This is a genomic window from Streptomyces sp. NPDC007162 (genome assembly GCF_040634175.1).
GTDB lineage: Bacteria > Actinomycetota > Actinomycetes > Streptomycetales > Streptomycetaceae > Streptomyces.
The window spans coordinates 1-3,948 of sequence record NZ_JBEYFC010000694.1 but is presented as its reverse complement, the minus strand read 5'-3'; the positions used below and the strand labels follow the sequence as shown (position 1 = coordinate 3,948).

The following is a 3,948-nucleotide window of genomic DNA, read 5'->3' as shown; positions in this document are numbered from 1 at the left end:
GGAGTCGCGACCGTTACGGGTGGACGATGCGCCCTTCTTGTGTGCCATCTCTCCTCAGTCCCTTACTTCGCAGCCGCGGGGATCTCAGTGACCTTGATCGCCGTGTACTGCTGGCGGTGGCCCTGACGACGGCGGTAGCCGGTCTTGTTCTTGTAGCGCAGAATGTCGATCTTCTGGCCCTTGTGGTGGTCCACGACCTCGGCCTGGACCTTGATGCCGGCCAGCACCCACGGGTCGCTGGTCACAGCGTCGCCGTCGACAACGAGCAGGGTCGAGAGCTCGACCGTGTCGCCAACCTTGGCAGTGGAAATCTTGTCAACCTCAACGATGTCGCCGACAGCAACCTTGTGCTGGCGACCACCGCTGCGCACGATGGCGTACACGCGGATCTCACTCTCTCGCTCGGGAACGGCACCCCCGAAGTCCAGCCGCCCGGCATACAGGCGGCCTCTTCGGAACACCCTGTGCTCCGAAGGATGAGGTTTACGGGGATGTGGCGCGTCCTCATATCCATGGACACGCCGACGGTCAAGGTTACGGGGCGGTGGCCGAGGGGGTCAAACCGGGCCCCGGGGGTGTGGGGTCGGTCACTCGGTCCCGGTGGTGCGGTGCGGGGCCGGTCACGAGGACCGGCCCCACCTGCCGGGCGTCAGCCCTCGTCGGAGGCGGCGGGGACCGTGGTGGTCTTCTTCGCCGTCGACTTGGCGGCGGCCGTCTTGGCGGTCTTGACCGCCTTCTTGGCCGTCGTCTTCTTCGCCGTGGTCTTCTTGGCGGCCGTCTTCTTGGCGACCGTCTTCTTCGCCGCGGTCTTCTTGGCGGCCGTCTTACGGGCCGTCTTCTTGGCCGGCGCGGTCTCCTCGACGACCGCTTCCTCGACGACCGCTTCCTCGGCGACCGGCTGCCCGGCCTCCGGGGCCTCGGCCGCCGGCGCCTCGGACTCCGTCGACGGTACGACCACGACGGCCGCCTCCTCGGACGCGGTCGGCGCGGTGGCCTTGCGCACCGCACGGCGGCGGGGACGGCCCGGAGCGGCGGGCGCGGCCGCGGCCTCGGCGGCCGGCTCCGCAGCGGGCTCCGCGGCCGTTTCCGTGACCGTCTCCGCCACCGTCTGCGCCGGGGCGCTCTCGGCGACGACGGTCACCACGGCGGCCTCGGCCCCTGCCGGGGACCCGGCGGGCGCCGACACCTTCCGGGTGGCACGCCGACGCGTACGGCCCTTCGGCGCGGCCTCCTCGGCCTCCACGGCGGGAGCCTCCGGGGCGGTCCGGTCAGCCGGGGCCTGCGCGGCCTGCACGACCGGGTCCTCCACGGCGGGCGGTTCGGCGTGCGCCTCGGCGGCCGGCTCGGGCAGCACCTCGCGCTCGGCCGCCACGGCGGCCGGCACGGCCTGCGCGGTCGGCGCCTCGGCCTGGGCGCCCCGGTTGCGGGACGCGCGCTCCTTGGGCGCACCGGCCGGAGCGGAGGCCCGGCGGCTCGCCCGGCGGCGGGTACGGCCGCGGCCGGCCGCGGCCTCCGCCTCGGCGACGCTGCTGTACAGCTCCTCGTCCGGCGCGAAGGCGGGCGCGGTCAGCGCGACGGGTTCGGCGACCTCGGCCGCCACCTCCGCCGCCGTCTCGACCGCGTGGACGGCCTCGGCGTGCTCGACGGCACCGTCGTCGACCGTCCCGTGGGTCTCGTGGACGTCGTGCTCGTGCTCGTGCCCGTCGCCGCCGCGGCCGCGCTTCTTGCGCTTGCCGCCGCCACCGCCGCCGGAGCCGGGCTGCTCCATGTGGACGATGACGCCCCGGCCGTTGCAGTGCACGCAGGTCTCGGAGAACGACTCCAGCAGGCCCTGTCCGACACGCTTTCGGGTCATCTGGACGAGACCCAGCGAGGTGACCTCGGCCACCTGGTGCTTGGTCCGGTCCCGCCCGAGGCATTCGAGCAGGCGGCGCAGCACGAGGTCGCGGTTGGACTCCAGCACCATGTCGATGAAGTCGATGACGATGATGCCGCCGAGGTCGCGGAGCCTGAGCTGGCGGACGATCTCCTCGGCCGCCTCCAGGTTGTTGCGGGTGACGGTCTCCTCGAGGTTGCCGCCCTGGCCGGTGAACTTGCCGGTGTTGACGTCGACGACGACCATCGCCTCGGTCCGGTCGATGACCAGCGAACCGCCGCTGGGCAGCCAGACCTTGCGGTCCAGGGCCTTGGCGAGCTGCTCGTCGATGCGGTAGGTGGCGAAGACGTCGACCTCGGAGGTCCACTTCGACAGCCGGCCGACGAGGTCGGGGGCGACGTGCGAGACGTAGCCGTGGACGGTCTCCCAGGCCTCGTCACCGCTGACGACGACCTTGGAGAAGTCCTCGTTGAAGATGTCGCGGACGACGCGGACGGTCATGTCCGGCTCGCCGTACAGCAGCGTCGGGGCGTTGCCGTTCTTCGACTTCTTCTGGATGTCCTCCCACTGCGACTGGAGCCGTTCGACGTCGCGGCGCAGTTCGTCCTCGCTGGCGCCCTCGGCGGCGGTGCGCACGATGACACCCGCGTCCTCAGGGACGATCTTCTTGAGGATGGTCTTCAGCCGGGCGCGCTCGGTGTCGGGCAGCTTGCGGCTGATGCCGGTCATGGAGCCCTCGGGGACGTACACGAGGTAGCGCCCCGGGAGGGAGACCTGGCTGGTCAGGCGGGCGCCTTTGTGGCCGATCGGGTCCTTCGTCACCTGGACGAGAACGGACTGGCCGGACTTCAGGGCGGACTCGATGCGGCGCGGGCCGTTGGCCATGCCGAGGGCCTCGAAGTTGACCTCACCGGCGTACAGGACGGCGTTGCGGCCCTTGCCGATGTCGATGAAGGCGGCCTCCATCGAGGGCAGCACGTTCTGGACCTTGCCCAGGTAGACGTTGCCGACGTACGAGGTCGACTGCTCCTTGTTGACGTAGTGCTCGACGAGCACGCCGTCCTCCAGGACGCCGATCTGTGTACGGTCGCCGTGCTGGCGGACGACCATCACGCGCTCGACGGCCTCGCGGCGGGCGAGGAACTCGGCCTCGGTGATGATCGGGACGCGTCGGCGGCCCTGCTCGCGGCCTTCGCGGCGGCGCTGCTTCTTGGCCTCCAGGCGCGTGGAGCCCTTGATGGACTGCACCTCGTCGGAGGGCTCGGAGGGCTTGCGGGGCTCGCGGACCTTGACGACGGTGCGTTCCGGGTCGCCCTCGCCGGGCTCGGCGTCGGGACCGTCCCCGGCGCGCCGCCTGCGGCGACGGCGACGGCGGCTGCTGGAGGAGGATGCGCCGGCGTCGTCGTGGGCGTCCTCGTCGTCCTCCTCCTCCTGCTCGGCCGTGTCCTCGGCATCCTGCTCGGCCTGCTCGGCGGCGAGCTCGTCGGAGCCGTCCTCGGCGCCGTCGCCGTCAGCGGCGTCACCACGGCGACGGCGACGGCCGCCCCGGCGGCGGCGCCGGCGGGAGCCGGCCTCCTCGGCCTCGTCCTCGCCGTCGGCGGCGTCCTCGACGGAGTCCTCCGGCTCCTCGGTCTCGTCCTCGGCGGCAACCTCGGCGACCGGTGCCTCCTCGACGGCGCCCCGACGGCGGCGACGGCGCCGCGAACCGGCCTCGCCCTGCTCGGCGGTGTCCGGGGTACCGGTGGGCGCGGTGGAACCGGTGGGCGCGGTGGAACCGGTGGGCGCGGTGGTCTCCGCGACTTCCTCGGGCTCAGCGGTGTCGACGGACGCCGCGGCGGCTTCGGCGGCGGCGCGCTCCGGGGTCTGGAACTTGGGCTCGGTGAACACGGGCGCCTGGAAGACGGCGACGGCGGGCCGGGCCGGGCGGCGCGGCTCCTCCTCGGCTCCGGCCACGGCTGCGGGCTCGGAGAAGCCGGTGGCGGCCTGCCGTGCGACGCGGCGCCGACGACGCGGGGCCTCGGGCTCGGCGGGCGCGGCCGCAGGTGCGGCGGCCGCCGGGGCCTCAGCGGCCG

The 3,948-nt window shown here is 73.0% G+C and carries 2 protein-coding genes; both read right to left on the bottom strand.

Going from position 1 to position 3,948, the window contains the following annotated elements; all coding sequences use genetic code 11:
* Positions 1 to 62: 62 nt before the first annotated feature.
* A complete protein-coding gene (gene rplU / locus ABZ646_RS42230; protein WP_004931419.1) occupies positions 63 to 383 on the bottom strand; it encodes a 50S ribosomal protein L21 in 321 nt (106 codons plus the stop codon).
* A gap of 266 nt (positions 384 to 649) precedes the next feature.
* Positions 650 to 3,948: Rne/Rng family ribonuclease (locus ABZ646_RS42225; RefSeq protein ID WP_360531791.1), on the bottom strand; the 3,299-nt coding region annotated here is incomplete at its 5' end.